The sequence below is a fragment of the Leifsonia sp. PS1209 genome (assembly GCF_012317045.1).
GTDB lineage: Bacteria > Actinomycetota > Actinomycetes > Actinomycetales > Microbacteriaceae > Leifsonia.
The window spans coordinates 3,924,506-3,942,451 of record NZ_CP051154.1; the positions used below are offsets into that span (position 1 = coordinate 3,924,506).

Annotated in this window: 5 protein-coding genes; 4 read left to right on the forward strand and 1 reads right to left on the reverse strand. The window is 63.4% G+C overall.

Annotated elements, in window-relative coordinates; genetic code table 11:
* Positions 1 to 625 precede the first annotated feature (625 nt).
* Positions 626 to 7,492 (forward strand): PA14 domain-containing protein, encoded by a 6,867-nt coding sequence (locus HF024_RS18805; protein WP_168690616.1) that lies wholly within the window; start codon positions 626 to 628, stop codon positions 7,490 to 7,492.
* Between the two features lie 37 nt (positions 7,493 to 7,529).
* Positions 7,530 to 7,769, forward strand: coding sequence for a hypothetical protein (locus HF024_RS18810; RefSeq protein WP_143465468.1), 240 nt, complete (start codon positions 7,530 to 7,532; stop codon positions 7,767 to 7,769).
* Between the two features lie 1,437 nt (positions 7,770 to 9,206).
* Here HF024_RS18810 and HF024_RS18815 read toward each other — a convergent pair.
* Complete coding sequence (locus HF024_RS18815) at positions 9,207 to 16,166, reverse strand: PA14 domain-containing protein (RefSeq protein ID WP_168690617.1); 6,960 nt, start codon at positions 16,164 to 16,166, stop codon at positions 9,207 to 9,209.
* Positions 16,167 to 16,453: 287 nt separating this feature from the next.
* Between HF024_RS18815 and HF024_RS18820 the strand changes: the two genes are divergently transcribed.
* Complete coding sequence (locus tag HF024_RS18820) at positions 16,454 to 16,840, forward strand: hypothetical protein (RefSeq protein ID WP_168690618.1); 387 nt, start codon at positions 16,454 to 16,456, stop codon at positions 16,838 to 16,840.
* A complete protein-coding gene (locus HF024_RS18825) occupies positions 16,830 to 17,504 on the forward strand; it encodes an RES domain-containing protein (protein ID WP_168690619.1) in 675 nt (224 codons plus the stop codon). Before HF024_RS18820 ends, HF024_RS18825 begins: the two co-directional genes overlap by 11 nt.
* Positions 17,505 to 17,946: the final 442 nt, after the last annotated feature.

Sequence of the window (17,946 nt, forward strand, 5' to 3'; positions counted from 1 at the left end):
CACGCGACGCCACGGTGCACGTGAATGAAAATCCCTCTGAAACGGAATGCGGGCGTGGCGAGACCAGGTCGCTCGGCCTAGCGGGGTCCCGGGACGCTGGCGGCGACACGGCTGGATAACGGGGTTATCACTTCCGGGTGCACTCTTCCGGAGATTCCTAGCCTGCGGGGATGTTCCTGCGCCAACTATTCGAACGCGGGCGAAAGCTTATATGTGTGGTTTCTCATTATTTGGATGGTGTGTTCAGCTGTGCTGCCCAAGTATGTTCAGTTTTGCTGCCTCGGGGGTGGCGGAGAGCTGAGGCGCCGTGTTGAAGTCGGGGGACTGGTTTAGGGCGTGTTTGTCCGTCGTTGCGGCATCGGTGATCGCAGTTGCGGTAGCCGTGCAGCCGTTCACGGTGCCGGCTGCTTCAGCGACTGAGACTTCGGCAGGGGATCTCAGTCCGCTGCCGAGCCAGTCGGCCGCGCCAGTCGTGGGGGATCCGTTGACGGCGGGCGGTGGGGTGCGGGCCGAGGGAGAGTTGCCGGGTGCGCCGGCTGATCCTCATCCGACGAAGACGATGTCGGGAGCTGCGGGATACAACCCGGATACTTCGACTCCAATTTCGCGGTCTGAGTTTGAGACGGTGTATCAGAATCAGGATTCGACGAAGACGGCGCAGTTCTCGACGGAGCCGTTGAATGTGTCGCGGTCTGATGGTTCGTGGGTTCCGGTGAACACAACGGCGACGAAGACGTCGAGTGGCGGGTATGCGGTTGCGGATCACCCGTTGGCGCCTAAGTTCGCGGCGACGTCTGGTTCGTCGTCCGGTGACTATCAGGTCTCGTCGTCGAGCTACACGGTCTCCTTCAGTTTGGAGGGGGCGAAGCCGCGGCCCGCCACGCGGGCGAGCGCAGTCGATCGGACGGCGTCGGGTGGCGATTCCGACTCGTCGGTCGCGTACACGGGCGTCGCGGCTGGTGAGGATCTCGCGTATGAGGTCACGGCGGGCCAGGTGAAGGAGACGTTGGTTCTCAACCAAGCTCCGACTGAGGCCAACCCGTCATGGACATGGAAAGTACACGCACCCGGCTTGCAGCTTGGCCGGGATCAGTTCGGGGACGTTACCTTCACGGACGTCCTGGGCAATGTTGTGTTCATCACACCGATTCCCGCGATGGTCGACTCTTCGGCCGTCCCCGGCGTCTCCGGGGCTGCTGTGACCAATGTGCCCGTCTCCTTGGCTCAGGTGTCCGATGACGACTGGACGATGACGTTGACCCCGGACGCGACGTGGCTGAACGACCCGTCCCGGGTGTATCCGGTGTTCGTCGACCCGTCCACGGCCTCCCCCTACGCGGATGACGCGCATTCTTATGAGAGCACGGGCTCTCAGTTGACTGGTGTCGCCTACGTCGGAAATTCGCGAGCTAGCGGAGACACGATGTGGCGTACGGTCACCCACTTCAACTATGAGCAGCTTTTCGGGTATCAGGTTCTCGGAGTGAACCTAGAGGAATGGTACGGCGGCGACGGCTCCACTGACGCAACGAATGCGTGGGTGTTCTGGGCGAATGCGATGAGTTTCAACGGACAGGGGACCACTCTGTCACCGATAACTGTCTCGTCCGGAACCTCAGGCTACGGTGTCGCGAACGATGCTCGTCTGACGAATCAGTACGCGACGTGGGTGAACAATCGCACGTCGGGCGCGTACTTGATGTTGACCGGCCAGGAAACGCCTGGGGCGTACACGTACAAGTCGCTCGGCTTGCAGATGTTTATCTCGTATGAGTCGAAGCCGACCATCGCGGCGTCGACGGTCTCCGTCGCGGACCCGAACGGGTTCGCGGCGACGTCGTCGTCCCCGCAGGGTGGAGCGGTTGGGTCGTCGACGCCGACGTTGGCGACGACGACGACGCAGGACACCTCGAATGGTTCGGCGCCGGTGAACCGATGGTATTCGGTGTCGGCGAACGCGAACATGTCGAGCCCGTTGTGGCAGTCCGGATGGACGTCGAGTTCGCAAGTGCAGGTGCCGCCCGGGATGCTCGCTCCGGGAGCTACGTATTACTGGCAGGCAGCGGTGCAAGACCAGTACGGGACGACGGGGTCGAGTTCGATCTATTCGTGGAAGACCAGCACGAATCCGACACCCGGTGCCGGGGCGACCACACCATCAGATAATTCAGTGGTCGCGACAACCACACCGACGCTCACCGCACCGGCGGCCACAGCAACCAATGGCAAACCGTTGCAGTATGTGATGAGGCTCGCGTCCGGGCAGGACGGGGCAACAGGGCAAGTGGTGCTTTCGCAGGTGCTGACTCCTGTCGGCGGCGTGCTGACCTGGACGGTGCCCGCGAACGTCCTGCAAGACAACACCGGGTACACCTGGTCGCTCGTCGTCAACGACGTGTACGACGACTGGGCGGCAAGCGTGCAGCGGATCGTCGTGAACCGGCGAGTCACAACATCCGGACCAGCCCCCACCGACACCGCCGGGCCCGTCACGGTCAATCTCGCCAACGGCAACGCCTCCACAAGTGTGCCCACACCAACCGTGAACACGGTCGGCGGCCCGATGGGCTTCCAACTGACCTACAACTCTGAGCAGGTGTCGAACGCTGGTCTGATCAGCCACTACTACAATCTCGATCCCAACAATCTGACTCCCTCGTATAACCCTCTGCCTGCGGGGGCGAAGGTCGCGTTGGTACAAACGGACAGTCAGATCGCTGACAACTGGGGTCAACTCGATTCACCAGCACCAGGAGTGAACCAGTCGAACTATCAGGTGCAATGGACGGGGTTCATCAACCCGCCCGCGGGCTCGTACGCGTTCGGCTTCCAAAGCGACGATGGCGCTGAGCTCACACTAAATACGACACCGGTGATCACCGATCAGTGGACAGCGCACCAGGCGCAGGGAACCCCGCAATTCGAGACCGCGGCCTCGCAGGTCCTTGTTGTCGCCGCCGACGGGACGGCAAAGTTGGGCGGCGCGACGGTGCCGTTACCGCTGCCGATCACGGTGAACTACTTCCAGCGCAGCGGAGCAGCCTCGGTGTCCCTGTCCGTGGAGAGCACCATCGCGCCGGCCAATCCGCAGCTGGTCCCGGCGAACTGGTTCACGCACACGAACCCGCCGCTCCCGGACGGGTGGGCCGCATCCGCCCCGATCGTCGGAGCGGCAGGTCAGTATGTGTCCTTGAAGACCAGTGGAAGTTCAGTCACCGTCACGGACTCCGCCGGCGGCACCCATGTGTACACGAAAGCGGCCGGGGCGGGCGGGTACACACCGCCGGCGGGGGAGCGGAGCACGCTGACCACCGACACAACGGGAGCGTTCACCCTCACCGCCGAGGACGGCACCGTGTACCTGTTCAACACGGCGGGGAAGCTCACCTCCGCAACCCCACCGGTAGATGCGGGCAGCAAACCGGCCACTCCGATCCCCAGCTATGTCAGCAACAGCAGCCTGGACAACGCGCTCCGCAGCCTGTCCGACCCGCTCTCCAACACCGGCACCGCCAGCGCCCCCTCATACCAGCGGGCCGCGTACTTCGCCTACAAGGGGGAGCAGTACTCGAACCTCGGCATCCCGGCGAACGCGGGTATCACCGCCACCGGACCGGTCTGCCAAACGCCGTCCGGGACCGGCTGGGCAGCAGCACCCGATCAGATGATGTGCGCAATCGTGTACCCCGACGGGACAACGACACAACTTGAGTACACCAGCACCGGTCAACTCGGCGGGGTGTTGAACCCAGGTGGTGCGCTCACCCTGTTCAGCTACCAGGCCGTTGGTGGATCGAATCTACTCAGCGCCGTGTCCACCTCGTTGCAAACGGATTGGTCGGCCCTGCACACCAGCTCGCCGCGGCCCGTCACCGCAATCGGCTACGACACGGCAGGGCGGGCGACGAGCGTGAAGCTCGCGGCGCTCGGCAGCGACCCGCAACCATCGAAGACGTACACGTACTCGTCGGCGCCGACAGCAACCCAGGACGGGATCTCGTTCGTCGACGTCGCAGGGCTCACCCCACCCGCCGGTGGCCCAGGTCACGAGCTCAAAGTCACCTACAACACGGCTCTACAGAAGACCACGTCAACGACCGCATCCGGGCTCATTTCCAAGACACTGTGGAACAGCCACGACAACGTCCTCGCCACCCTGGATGCCCAAGGCCACGAATCAAGCACTGTCTACGACACCCAGGACCGCGCCGTAGCGACCTATGGTCCGGCACCCGCCGCCTGTTTCGGCGCCACCGCAGCGCTCCCGTTCGGCCCATCCACTCTCGACGCCAACGGAACGGCAGACCCGGCGGACGCGCCCATCCCGACCGGAACCTGCCCGGCCATGAACGGGACAGCGATCGCCACCAGCACCTCCACGTACGACGGCACTCTGCACGGCCTCAATGCGACCTGGTACAACAACAGCAACCTCGCCGGCCCGCCCGCCGCGTACTCGCTGTCTGTGCCCGCAGCAGCCTCCACCCCCGCCACCCCCGAGAACAACGGAGCAATCAGCCACGACTGGGGAACCACCAATGGCGCCTCCACCACCGTCTCACCCATCACGGGCCCGACCGGAACCGTCGTCGGCGGGTCGACCGGTATCAACTGGACCGCACAATTCACCGGCCTGCTGACCTTCCCGTCGACCGCGAACTACACCCTGTACACGTACGCGGACGACGGGACCATGCTCTGGGTCAACGACAAACTCGTCATCAACACCTGGGGAGGCGGGTCCGCCCGCTACTCAGCCGGATACACGATCCCCGCGACGCTCGGTCAGACGGTACGCATCCGGCTTGCCTACCAGCAGATGACTGCGCAAGCACACCTCGAGCTGGACTGGACGACAGGGGCGGCGCTGCCCACAGCCCCCGCGAACAATGTCGCCATCCCAGGCGCAGACCTCTCACCCGCCTACAATCTCGTGACGAAGACCTCCACCGCCGACTCCGCCCCGACCGGCGTGGCCGGGGTCAGCAATGCCAACGTGCCCGCCGCGTCCACGGCGACCACATACTCGAACCCCTGGTTCGGGACGGTCGCCTCCACCAGCGTCGACTCGGCTGGACTGAACCTGACATCCACGTCAACAACCGAAGCGCCCGGGACCGGATATCTGCGTCAACTCACGTCGACGAAACCGGCCGGCGCGGCAACGAAATCAACGACCGCCTACTACGGCGGAACGTCGACCCCGACGGTTTCCTACGGCACCGCCCTCGGAGTGAGCAGCCCGATCTGCGGGGTACCCGTGAACACCCCGCAATACGGTTTGACCGCATCAGCGACCGGTCCCACACCGGCCACAGGGGTGGCCCGGACAGCGAAGTATGTGTACGACGTCATGGGTCGCGTCGCCGCAACCCTGAACCCCGGTGACACCACCTGGGCATGCACCACCTACGACAGCCGCGGCCGGATCGCATCCCAAACCTTCCCCGCGTTCGGCGGATCCCCCGCGCGGACCGTCACCAACAAGTACACATCCGACGGGACCGCCACCGGTGACCCCCTCACCTCTAGCGTGTCCGACGCCTCCGGAACCATCACCAGCACCATCGGCATTGACGGGCAACGGCTCACGTATACCGACGTGTCCGGGACCGTGACCACCACCAGCTACAACCAGGCTATGCAGACCGTCTCCGCCACGGCGAAGCTCGCGGACGGCACCACCCACACCGAGGCGTACACCTACAACGGTGACGGGCAGGCCCTCACCGTCTCCGAGGACAGCAAGACGATCGCCCAGAATACCTACACGGGCGGAGTCCTCACCGGCGTTGCCTATCCCTCCGGGGCTGGCAACGCCGGCAACGGCACCTCCGGAACGCTCGGCTACGCACCAACCGGCGCCGCCTCATCGCTGGTATGGAGTCTCGCTGGCGGGGCGACTCTCTCCGACAGCCACGTGCTATCGCAGACGGGGCGGATTGTGCAGGACACCATCGTCGATGGTGCAGCCACGTACACGTCCACATACGGGTACGACGGCGCGGGCAGGCTGACCTCCGCGAAGGTCCCGTATAACCAGCTCACCTACTCGTATGCAGCGACAGGCGGCTGCGGTGCCAACACAACCGCAGGCGCGGACGGTGACCGGACTGGGATGACGGACATCACCACCGCACCTGGTGCGAGCACGCCGAATCCGACCCTGTCGATGGGGTATTGCTACGACAACACGGACAGACTCACCGCCGACACCGTGAGCGGCGCGCCGACCAGCCCCGACATCGTCCTCGGGACTGCGCTCACCAGCACTGGGGCTACCCCAAATCTGGTCTACGACAGCCACGGGAACATCACCAAGCTCGCGACCGAGACTCTGGCCTACGACGACACCAACCGACACATGAACACCACGCTCTCCGACGGCACCACCATCGTCTACAAAAGAGACGCAACCGACCGGATCATCAGCGTCACCCAAACCCCGGCCGGTGGTAGCGCAACCGTTACCAATTACGCCTACGCGGGTGGGGGAGATGCGGCCGCGTTCACACTCACCAGCGCTAACCACGTCCAGGAGCAGACACTCAGCCTCCCCGGCGGGGCCAGCGTGTCCATCCAGTCGAGTACGCAGGTGTGGTCGTATGCCGGCCTCAGCGGGCACGTGATCGCAACCGCGGACGCTGCGGGTACGCGAGTCGGCGGGATCTTCCTCACCGACCCATACGGCGACCCCATCGACCCCGCCACCGGGTGCATCGGCACCACAACCGCCGACACCAACGGACCCGCGAATACAACTACCCCGAACGTGTCCAACGGATACGAAGGACAACACGGTAAAGGCATGCTCACCCTCGGCGGGCTCGACACCATCGAAATGGGTGCACGCCAGTACGTGCCCCTCCTCGGCCTCTTCCTCTCCGTCGACCCCGTCCCAGGGGGCAACGCCAACGACTACACCTACCCAAACGACCCCGTCAACAGCAATGACCTCACCGGTAATTACTCATTCCGTTTATCGGACTACGGCACGACCACGCCGATCGTTGGCTCAACCGCGAGGACGGCCTATTCCCCTCACGTGAACCGCGGAATCAAGGCATCGTCCTATCGTGCGACGCGGCCGCTGTCGAGCTACTCCATGCCAGAGCTGCTTGCGAAATACAATGGAAAACAGGCGATTCTGAATCACGAGCCGCCTGCGCCAGAGTGGGTGAAGAAGGTGGGCGTAGGCGCGGGTGCGAGCTTGTGCGCACTGGCGTGCGTGAATGTTGACGTCGGAGCAGACGGTCACGGTCGCGTTGGTCTGGGCGTCGGACCGGAGGCCGGAATCAAGTATAAAATTGGCTTCACCACGGAGACGGAGCCCGGTTGGTATATGGGCGGTGACTGTTCGGCCGGACTGGGACCCGTCGGTGCTTACGTTGAAGGCGGGATTCAAGAGCACGGTCCGCTCGGCTATGGTGGCGGAGGGTACTCACCTGGACTAAACCTTGGGTGCAGTGGCGGCGTCGGATGGGGTTGGTGACATGCACTTGCTAGATCCCGGGATTATTGTTCCCAACATGATCATCGGCCCGCTCGTCTTAGTGAGCGGCATTCTGATCGTTGTCTTTCGCAGACAATTGAGAGACTGGATCGTTTCTTCCGAAAAGTCCGCGCTCGGCGATGACCGCGGAAATTCGCTCGGTCTGCTGCAGACGCCTTTTTGGGCTGGCGTCACCGGGGTTGCAATTGCGCTCTTGGGGGCAGCCATGCTCACGTTCGGGGTTGTGTCGCTCATTCAACACCTAGGCGGTTCGTAACGTGTTCTCGGTACTCGCCGTTATCCTCGGTCTGTTGTTGGTCCTGATTGGCATCGCGACCATTGTTCTTCGCTCGCGTATTGAAGGGCTCGTACACCGTTCGTCCTCATCGAGTCGCGCACCGACCTGGATGTTCAGCGGCGTTTACCTCGGCTCGGTGGGGGCTTTCGCGATCGCCATCGGGCTAGTGGCCATCATTGTGGGAGTTACGCGTTGAACCCAACGATCACCATGATTCAGAAGAGCTGCTCGCCTTGATCGCAGAGGTCCTGAGGGAGCGTGCACCTGCAAATATTGCTAATACACACGATACAAACTGACATAATCATTATTATCGGCTATCTATGAATAGGGTGTTTATGCCTCGGTGTGGGACATGGCGAGTCTTGGTAATTGTCCAGCCGGCAGGGTGGAGACCGCTCGTCACCGTCGCATATGTGTAAGCGTGTTTGTTGTGGTCGCAAGGGGCGGTGCGGACCGGCCTGTCGGCGGCGACGTGACTGATGGCGATGGTGGTGATTCCATCCCAGCCCCAGCGCTATCGCATTGCGACGACGACCATTGAGAATCCGCCGACAAGAGCAATGATGGCAAACGGAAGATCGACCGGAATTGATGGTGACCTGAACTGTTTCACGCCCGTCCGGTGGCGAACGCGATGCTTCTTCGGTGGCTCTCCGGCGTCGGACTCTTCGCCACCTTCGCCTTCACGTCGGCTGCCGCATGATTCCGTATAAAATATATTGCGCGGGAGCTGCGGCTAGATTCGAGAACTTCGGAGCGGCGCAGTTTGGGAGTATTCCGCTTGCCGTGGCTACCGAATTTCAGGCCTGGTTTGTCGCTGAAGCTGAGCAACAAGCGAGTCGACGGCTGGCTTTGCGGCAGGTCGCGCGATTAGTGAGCGGGAGTGGATGATCGTGAGGGCTACTGATACATGGGGATTGCTTTTGAGGTTTAGAACCAGTTTCCGCCGTCTCCGAAGGCCGCCCCGAACGCGACGAACCTCGACCGAGGTCATCGAGGTATATGGGATCGTTGCTACTAGTTGCGGGTATCCGGTTCCTCGCCAGACCCGCATTTCGTCTCCATCAAGTTGAAGAACACCGAGGGGGGGCATCCACGCCATGCGGTGCTCGGATGCTAACTCGTTCCAGACGACGCTGTCTGCTGAGAACGGGTACAACTGAGTACCGGGGTACTGATCGCGGACGGTCCTCACTTGTGCCGCCGAGTAGAGGCCAGATCCGATGTAAATGATCGCGACGATCACTAGGACGACAATGAGGGCGATCAGCCACGCTGAGAGTGGGTTTCGACCGTTGATGGTATCGACGATCGAGCGTGCAAGCGCGGGTATCCCGACCGCAAGTGCGGCGAGATGGAGCGTCCATCTTTGCGCGGACCCCATGTAGTTTTCCTCCTGTGCTGGCCACGTTGTCAGTGGTACGACGGAAACAATTCATGCTTACCAGGGATTCTCGGTTTCCCCGGGAAACCGTCAACGCCGAACGCCCCAGCTCGGCATGTGTTTCCGGCTGCGAATGCCATACAGCTAATTGCAAGAGAGCTCGCTCCAGAAACGACCGCGGCTATGTCGAAGAGCGGACCAGCGAGCGCCCCGATTTCGCCACCGAATTCGCTGACGAGTGGACCGGCAATGGAGAACAGACCCGATGCATTTGACAGCACTCTCGCCGTAAGTTGGCCGCCGTCGGGCTCAAGCGCCCAACTCTGGACCTGATCGGTGACATGGCTCCACATTGCAGCGGTTTTGATCTGCGTCGTCAGGGGGTTCAGTAGATTTAGTGGCAGCAAGTCTGCCGCCAATCGGGCGCGAACGCCGAGCGAATTGAATGGGCCTTGTGACCAGCCGATCACAGTTGGGCTGAAGGGCGACTGCGTCTTGCTGCCGCGAATAGGAGTGTTGCCTCCATCACTCAGCCTGAATCCGCTTCCGAACTCTCCGGATAGGTCGAAGCTGTTTAACGGATCAAGTGGGTAAGCATAGTCGGTTGGGTTGCCACCGGTCACGGGGTCGACCTCTAGGAAGCGACCGAGCGCCGGGACGTATTGCCGAGCTCCCATCTCGATGGTCGCGACACTCCCCAGGTGTTCGAACATTTTTTGGGCCCCGCCCAGCCAAGCGTTGTCCAGATCGTTGGCCAGGCTATTGGCTACCGCGTCATCCGCGCTTGCGCTGCCGATAGCTCCAGATGCTGGGTCCATCGGTTGACCGAACGGATCGTAAGTATTTGAGCTCCGCGATCTGAAGCCCGCTTGGTCCGCGGCGGCGACGATATCACCATGCAGATTCGGATAGGACCATGTCCGGGCTCCGCCTGCTGTGGTGAGTGTGGTCGCTCCGCCGGGAAGCGCCATTTGATAGGTCGTAAGCATCCGTGCTTTGTCGAGTATGAACGATGGTGCGCTCGAACCGGTGAATCCGAAGAGGATCGTGGTCTCGATCCCTGCGCTGTCCTTGGTTGTGCGTTGCACGATGCGGTTGGTGGCGTCCCGTGTGTAGGTGACTTTCGTGCCGTCGGGAAGTGTTGTGCTGGTGTGTCGGTCGGCGGCGTCGTAGCTGATGACTTGGTCTGCGAGGCGGACGGTGTTGCCGTGTGCGTCATAGGACAGTGAGACGGCGGGGACCCCCGGGTAGAGCGTGGCTTGGTCAGCTGGGGTGGGTGCTCCGGTGGTTGTGGAGAGGTTGGCCCCATTGATCGGGTTCGCGTCGATCTGCCGGTTGGTGACTCGGGTTCCGGTGAGTCGGTCGGCGTGGTCGTAGCAGGAGGTGATGGTGGTGGGTGTGGCGCCGTCGAGGCTGTCGGTGTATCCGGTGCGGTTGCCGCTGAGGCCGGCCATTGTGTTCACCCCGCACCCGCTGGTGGCAGCGTATTGGTAGGTGAGCTTGTGCCTGGGGATGGTTGCGGCGATGAGGCGTCCGGCGGCATCATAGGAGTACGCGGACTTGCTGGTGGTTGTGCCGTCGGCGAGGGTGTTGGTGAGGATGCGGCCGGTTTGTGATCGGACGACGTCTTCGGTGATGGGTGCTTGGTCGCCGAAGTCCCAGGTCATACCGGTGGTGGCACCGGCGAGGTTGGTGCGGATTTGTGACAGGGCGGTGCCGTTGCCTGCGTTGCCAGGCCCGGCCGGGTAGGCGACGGATGCGAGCTGCGATCCTTGGTAGGTGTTGATGGCGATGGTGGCGCCGTTGTCGAGGACGGTGAGGAGACGCCCGTCGAGGTCGTAGGTATATCCGCGGGTGGAGGTTGTGGTCCCGTCGGGCATGGTGCTGACTGATTTGGTGATTTGGGTGAGGTGGTTCCAGGTGTTGACGGTCTTCACCCCCCACACGTCGGTGTACTCGGTCTGTCGGCCGAGATAGTCGGTTCGGGTGGTGATGGTGCCCGCGGGATCGGTGACGGTGGTGAGAGTGGGGTCGGTTCCCTTCCCAAACGTCGTCGTGACGGTGCGTGCGGGGTTGCTGCCGTAGGCGGGATAGGTGACCTTCGTGATTCGGCTGCGGAGGTCGTAGCTGGTGCAGGTCCAGTCGGCGTCGCCGCTGCGTTTGCTGGCGACGGTACGCCCGAGCAGGTCGTGGATGACTGTTGTGACGATCGCGGAGCCGACCGCCGGTGTCGGGCCGGTGGTGGATTTAAGCGTCCCGTACTGGGGTGTTGTGAGCGGGAGGCCGCACACCGCGGTGGTCAGGCTGAGCTGCGTGCCGTATCCGCCGGCGTCGGTGTAGTACTGGGAGGTGGTGCCGGCGGTGGCGGCGGGGTGGCCTGCGGCGGTTGCGGCTGGCAGCCTGCTGCTGAGGGGGCGGAGGTATCCGGCGCCGGCGGTTTCGTAGGTGGCTTCGGTGCGGAGGTTCAGTCCGGCCGGGTCGACGGTGGTGGCGATGGGTTGGCCGAGCCAGGGTGCCGTACCGTAGTCAGTCGTGGTGACCGCGGGGAGGGCTGCTGCGCCGGTGACGCCGGCGGGGATGGACTCGTCGACGGTGGTTTGGGTGGCGTAGCCGTAGTCGGGTTTCAGAGAGCTGTCTTTGACCCAGTCGAATGTGGAGGTTGCGACGGCAGCGTTACGCCAGAGCAGCTGGAATCCGGCCGATCCGCGGTCTTCGAGGATGTCGATCCGAACGGGTACGGTTCGGCCGTTCAGCGAGGTCGGCAGCGTAGCTTGCCTGGCGTGCAGTGGGCCGTTGATGGGGTCATCGATGTAGAGGATGTTGTCGACCCAGACCTTGACGGCGTCGTCCACCTTGGTTTGGATCTCCCATGTTCCGGTGGCGGGGATGGTGATGAGGCCGGTGAGGCGGGCGGTCCAGCCGTCGGCGGTGATTTCCGGGGTGGGGCTTCCTGTGCCCCAGTCGGCCGTCATTTTTCCGGACCCGGCGGGGTCGATACCGAGCCGGTAGGCCTTGGGGGCGCCGGCCCATTGTTTGTTGTCCCAGGTGGCCATGGCGAGGCCTTGTCGGCCGGTGTCGTAGTCGGTGTGGGTGTGTCCGGGTTTGATCGGGCATGACGCCAGTGGTTTCCGGTCGGCTCCGAAACAGGATGCGGGTGCGGGGCCGTACGTGTCTGTGAGGCGGTCTTGCTCGTTGTAGAGCTTGGTCGACATGAACCCGCGGGCGTCGGTCTCCGACCAGACGAGGTCCTTCTCGATGGTCTTGTCTGCAGGGTTGTTGGGGTCTTTGGCTTGCCACCGTGTGTTTGCGGTGTTGCCGAGTGCGGATGTTCGTGACAGTTGGCGGAGGGAGTCGTCGAAGGTGACGGTGGCTGAATGCCCGTTGGACGGTGCCACGTTGGGCACGGTTTGTCCGTTCGCGTCGGCGTAGGTGACGTTGTCGCCGTAGACGTAGCTGGTGGCGGTGCGCGCGTTGACGGTGACTCCGTCGCCGGCGGGGAGGACGATTTTGGCGATCCTGTTGGAGGTGTCGTAGGAGATCGAGGCGTAGTCTGCTGCCCGGAGCGCGCTGCCTGGGTTGACCGTGTACCAGTCGTTCGCGGCCGCGTCGCGTACCGCGCTCATGAGGCCGTTTGCTGCGTAGCCGAAGCTGGTGATTTCGCTTCCGGGGTCGTCGATGCGCATCAGCTTTGCAGCGTTTGCGCTGGACGTGTTGTAGAACAGGCGGGTGTAGTCGCGCTTCCCTGAGACGTGTCCGGGGTAGATGATCGCGCAGAGCATCCCTGCCGGTGCGGGCGGGAACAGGACAGTACCTGCACTGTCGGTGACCTGTGGGCAGGCGAGGGACGAGTTGGTGTCCGCGCTGGTCAGTCCGACCGATGCGGCGGTGTCGCCGCCGTAGGCGAACACGACTTCGCGGTCGTATTTGGCTGGCGATGAGCCGGCGACCTTGGACAGCGGGTCACTGATCCGATCAATCCGGCTGGACCCTGCCCGGTACGAGCTGATCGGGGCGGCGGACTTCTTCGCGTCGACAGGGCTGGAGACGGTGGTGACGTCTCCGGCTTCGTTGAACGAGTAGATGCTGCCGTCGGAGGTGGTGAACGACACCTGGTTGTCCGCGTCGAGAGCGACGATGCCGGCCTCACCTGCGGGCGGGGTGTACCCGGTGTTCGTTTTGCTGAACACGTGCACACCACCGGTGGAGTCGGTGAAGGTGACGCCCGTCTCGGTGACTTTCGCCTTCGAGAACGCGCCAGCGGACCCGGCGACCGGGGTGGACGCGGCCCAGCCGGCTGGAAGGATCTCCGGTGTGAGCGTGAACCAGCTGGCAGGCACCTCGAACGGTGCGCCCCCGTCCTTCTTCGCCATCAACGTCACATAAGCGCCCGCGACGACCTCCTGATACTGGAGTTGGAAGGCGACGCTCGAGCCGTTGAGCGCGATCGCCGGCTTGTCCCAGACAGGAGTCGTGCTGGGTGCGTTCCATTTGTCGATGATGACGGTGTTCTGGATCCACGCCCGGACGCCGTCATCCTGCAGGGCGGAGAACTGGTAGCTGCCGGGGGCGTCCGGGGTGAGGAACCCGGACCAGCGGACCAGGAAGTAGTCGTTCTTCAGGGCGGGGCCCGGTGAGCCGTTCTTCCAGTCGAAGTTGATTGCCGGGTCCGTGCGCACCATCACCGGTGACTTCCCGGTGAAGCTGTAGTCCGGGGATGCGCCGGCGGCGGGGGTTACGTCGAAGTACTCCCCCTTCAACCCGCGGTTGGAAGGCTTCAACGTGTTGTAGTTGAACGACATCCCCATCGGGCCGCCCAGCGTCGATACCGTCGGCGACGAGAACGAGAGACCCATGTTGCCGTTGGCCATGTTCACCGTCGCCGGTCCGACCTTGTCTGTCGGAGCCGGGCCCGCGTCGCCGATGCGGAGGTTGACGGTCATCTTGTTCGTCCACCAGGGCTGATACTCGGTGGTGCCGTCCTTGATCAGGACCCCCCACCAGTAGATGGAGCCATCCTGCAACGTTCCGGCGGGCGGGGTCCAGGACGTGCTGTCCACCCAGCCCGAGTTCGCGATCTGCCCGCTCACCCCGTCCGATCCGGTCGTGATCCGGTACCAATACTTCACCGCACCACCGGCGGCGCCAGTGACCTTGTCGATCGACAGCTCCGGGGTCAGATTCGTGACCACCGCTCCGTCGCCCGGACTGGCAGTGTCCCGGTTCGGGGACGTCATATTGCCGGTCGTGAACGACCAGATGGCGCTGCCGCGCACGGTCGAGGACCCGAGGACACCGTTGTACCCGTCCTTGATATTCACCCGCCAGTAATACTTCGTGTTCGCCTTCAACTTCGTTTGCGGGATCTGCGTCTGCGGGGCGCCGATCCAGAGGATGTCGTTGACCACATTGAAGTCCGGGTTGACGTTCTCGGAGACAACGAACTGGTACGCAAGACCAGCCCCGCCCGGGTCCGTCGACCCTGCAATCTTCAGAGTCGGCGTCAGCGAGCTCTTCCCACCGTTCGCCGGTGACGGCGACGTGAGGGTACCGGGGAGCGGGTAGTCCTTCCACGCGACATACAGCGCTGTCTGGATCTGCTTGTAAGTGAATTTGCCTGCAGTCTCGTCACCGGTGATGGTCATGTACGCACCGGTCGTGCCCGCGCGCACCCACGACGCGATCCGCGCTCCCAAAGCAGTCCCGGTGGACTGGCCACCCGAAGCGCCGACCGAGAGGGACGCGAGACTGTCGCCGACGCAGCTGTAGCCGAAGCAGGGAGCATAGTAGACGCCGCCCGCGAATGTGCCAGTGCTGCTGTCGCCGGACACCGGGTTTGAAGCGACGATCGCCGCGTCGAGGATCTGCTTGCCGAAGAACTGCTCGTAGTTGTAGTGAACCTGGGTGCGCCACATGCCGCCGTTGTTCGAGTTGCCGATGAACACACCCTGGTTCGTGTTCGTCGGACCATTCGACTTGAACGCCAGCTCCGCATCATTCATAGCTGAGGACGTCGTCGGATCGACGAACACCGGGTACTGACGCGCGGCATCGTTGAGCCAGGCCGCATCCGGAGTGACCTTCAGCTTGAACCGGTCACCAGCCTGCGAAACGGCAAGCTTGACAGAACCGACGGCTGCCGCTTTCTTGCCGTCGACGTCCGACGAGTCCCACATCGTCGGCGCTGGCACCTGGAACACGTCCGTGCCCGTCGCGTCCTCGAACACGACTCCGCCCCGCTCGTCCAGCTTTGCCGTCAGCCCCGGCGCGTCAACGACCCACGTCCACGTCGGGTCCTTGTCGAGCTTCTTCGCGACGCGGAACAGCTCCTTCACCCCGGCGGTGTCCACGTCGTAGGTCAGGTCGACGTTGTCGAACACGTGCTTGTACTCGAGGTGATTCTTCTCCTCCGACCACGGCGCCAAATCACGCTCGAGCACACTGTGCGCTGCGCCATCCAGACTGAACGTCACGGTGTCATCACCACGCGACATCGTGAGCAGCTTCGCATCGTCCGCGTGTTCGGCGAACTCCGGTTTGAGCGGGTGCTGCTGCACTTCCGCGCCGCCCTGGCCCAACCAGGACAGCGGCCCTGTCGTTGACAGATCGGTTTGGATGGGCACCCACGCACCGTCGTCGGCTTTCACGTTCACTGGCGTGGGCGAAATCGCCGACACCAGGGAGTCATCCGGGCCCTCGTAGGTGGTCGAGAACTCGTCTCGATCCACCACCTGCTGGTCGCCATCAGCGAACTCGGAGAGGTCCGGTTTTGCACCCTGCACCGGCTCAGGCGCAGGCGGGGACTCAGGAAGACCGACAGGTGGCGCATCCTTGAACGAGCCCGCCGGCGCTGACGCCGACGTATCCGGCTCACCTCCCGCATCCATCGACGGCACCGATGGAATCGACGAAGAACTAGGTGACTCCTCATCTGGGGCGGCAGCGGCAGGCGTCACCGAAGAAAGTTGCCCCGTCGTGAACCACTGTCTCATGTGGCACGCCGCCTGCCTGCAGCTCAGAAGCCGCCTGAGCGATGAGCGCCGGGGTGATCGGAACGGGTTCCGATGACGGCGCGGTAGCCGCATTCGCCGGCGCTGCGCCAAGTATTGCGCTCGCGACGCCCCCGAACTCAGCCGCTCACTCGCGCTATCGGTCGCGTATGCACGCGTTTTGGGTGTCCTTCGCGGGAAGTAAAAGGACGTCGTTTGCTCACAATATGGACATAACGTAGACATGAACGCGCCGCAGGCGGGTACGCTAAGTGGTGGAGGTGAACGATATGGCGATTCTGGAGACTCCGACCCCGCGTCGGCGACGTCGTGAAGAGGCGCATGTGCGTGCGATCGAGAGCGACTTCACCCCGGCGGTGAAATCACTGGTGGAGACCCTGGGCAAGGGTCTGGTCGCCGTCATCGTGGATCGCGACGTCAAGACCGTCTCTCGGTGGATGGGCGGGGCTCTTCCTCGTGGCGAGGAGCAGCGACGCGTCATCGACACGCTGCAGATCTGCGAGCTCCTTCTCAGTGGGGATGCACCATCGGTGGTGCGCTCCTGGTTTATGGGCATGAACCCACAGCTGAATGACGAGAACCCGGCGGAGGTCCTTGCTGAGGGACGATCGCGCGACGTGATGGCTGCTGCCCGCGCCTACGCGAATGCCAGCTAGTCCCGCTCTCGTCGACGTTCCCGGCCGCCTGGTGCGGGTCGAGCGTCCGGAACCACCGCTGCGCTTCTCTCACATCACCGCCGAGCTGGCCGCGTCCGAGAACGCCGGAAACCGATTCGACGTCCTCGGCGGCGGCGTCCTCTACGCGTCGACCGACGCCCAGGGGGCCTTCGCGGAGACGACGGCCCAGTTCCGCCGCAGCGCGTCGATCATCGCCCGCATTGCCCGCGCCGGTGGGTCCTTAGAGGAGCAGGATGGCCCGAGTGTTGACGCCAGCTGGCGTGCCTCCCGCATCCTGCGCACGCTGAGCATCCGGGACGCGCTTCCGTTCGTGGACATCGAGGACCCAGACACCCACACCTTCCTCACCCAGGCCGCACCCACCGCTCTCACCGGCGCCGGCGTGAGCGTCCTCGACGTCGCCACCGTGCGCGGCCCGAACCGTCGCCTCACACGCGCGATCGCGAACTGGCTCTACACGCGTACCGACGATGCAGGGACGCCGCTCTATGGTGGCATCCGCTACATGTCCAGGCTCGGGGACTACGAGTGCTGGGCAATATTCGAAGGCACGCTGGTTGTACCTGTCGACGAGCGCCGGATCACTGTTGACGACCCGGAGCTGGTCGCCGTCGCGAATCGCCACGGCATCCGGCTCACCTGACCCGCAACCTGAGATCGACAAGGTTGCCTCGAAGTCGACCGTCGACCACGGCGGCAAGGCGTCGTTCACCAACCAAGTCTGGGTAGGCATGGTCGCCGTGTGCCTAACACCATCCACCTGACGGCCGCGGGTGCAACAGATGCGAGCAAGGGTCTACCCTGGCGACATCCAAGTTGGGGGTGTCTTGTGACAGAAATTCAGCCTAGGTCGGCGCTCGTTCGAGCGTGGCGTGCGACCGGACGAGTCATTAGTCGGGTCGTCAGCGCACTCATGATCGTGGGGAGCTCGCTTGGTTCCGCACGTGGCGCGGGGGATCCGGAAGCGAGAAAGGGCTACGAGAAGCCCAACCGGGAATACCGACCCTAAAGTTGTATATCGGCCCCTGTCCGGCGTGTGAGAGCCTTCTCAGACACCGATCATTTGGGGGAAACGATGAGGTCTC

Bases quoted from the DNA above. Each gene is read 5' to 3' on its own strand.
- HF024_RS18810 (WP_143465468.1), top strand. From the start codon at position 7,530: ATGATCATCGGCCCGCTCGTCTTAGTGAGCGGCATTCTGATCGTTGTC.
- HF024_RS18815 (WP_168690617.1), bottom strand. From the start codon at position 16,166: ATGAGACAGTGGTTCACGACGGGGCAACTTTCTTCGGTGACGCCTGCC.
- HF024_RS18820 (WP_168690618.1), top strand. From the start codon at position 16,454: ATGGCGATTCTGGAGACTCCGACCCCGCGTCGGCGACGTCGTGAAGAG.
- HF024_RS18825 (WP_168690619.1), top strand. From the start codon at position 16,830: ATGCCAGCTAGTCCCGCTCTCGTCGACGTTCCCGGCCGCCTGGTGCGG.